Origin of the sequence: Streptomyces zaomyceticus (genome assembly GCF_014656215.1) — a bacterium.
In the GTDB taxonomy this organism is placed as follows: Bacteria; Actinomycetota; Actinomycetes; order Streptomycetales; family Streptomycetaceae; genus Streptomyces; species Streptomyces zaomyceticus.
Map to the genome: position 1 here is coordinate 1 of NZ_BNBZ01000075.1, position 898 is coordinate 898.

General features: G+C 67.6%; 1 pseudogene. It reads left to right on the plus strand.

The annotated features are described in order from the left end of the window. Positions 1-48: 48 nt before the first annotated feature. Positions 49-878: pseudogene (locus IE311_RS36490) on the plus strand (IS5 family transposase). Positions 879-898: the final 20 nt, after the last annotated feature.

Here is an 898-nt window from a genome sequence, read left to right on the forward strand (position 1 = left end):
CTAGGCAGTGTCTTCAAATGATCACCGTTGGTGGATCATGGTGTCGTGATACGTCGCCATGAACTGTCGGACGCCGAGTGGGAGTTCGTCCGGCCGCTGCTGCCCGAGTCGTTGCGGGGACGCAAGCGGCTGGACGACCGCAGGGTCCTGAACGGGATCGTGTGGAAGTTCCGGACCGGGACGGCCTGGCGGGACGTGCCCGAGTGCTACGGTCCGTGGGCGACGCTACACACGCGTTTCCGCAGGTGGGCGGCGGACGGAACGTTCGACCGGATGCTGCGGGCCGCTCAGGCGAAGGCGGACGCGGCAGGCGACGTCGAGTGGCTGGTGTCGGTCGACTCCACCGTCGTCCGGGCCCACCAGCATGCAGCCGGGGCTCGAAAAGGGGGCTCCGCGACCCGGCCCTCGGCCGGTCCCGAGGCGGTCTGACCAGCAAAATCCATCTGGCCTGTGACGGGCGAGGCCGTCCGCTCGCTTTCGTCGTGACGGGCGGCAACACCAACGACTGCACCCGGTTCACCACCGTGATGGAAGCGATCCGGGTACCCCGTATGGGACCGGGACGACCCCGCACCCGGCCCGATCACGTCCTGGGCGACAAGGGCTACAGCTCGAAGGCGATCCGCACCTGGCTCCGCCGCAAGGGCATCGCCCACACGATTCCCGAGCGGGCCGATCAGGTCCGCAATCGGGCCCGACGAGGCAGCCGCGGAGGCCGCCCGCCGGCCTTCGACCGCGAGATCTACAAGCACCGCAACGTCGTGGAACGGTGCTTCAACCGCTTGAAGCAGTGGCGTGGCATCGCCACCCGGTACGACAAGACCGCCGAGTCCTACGACGCAGCAGTCACCCTCGCGTCACTCCTGATGTGGGCGTGACATTTGAAGACAGAACCTAG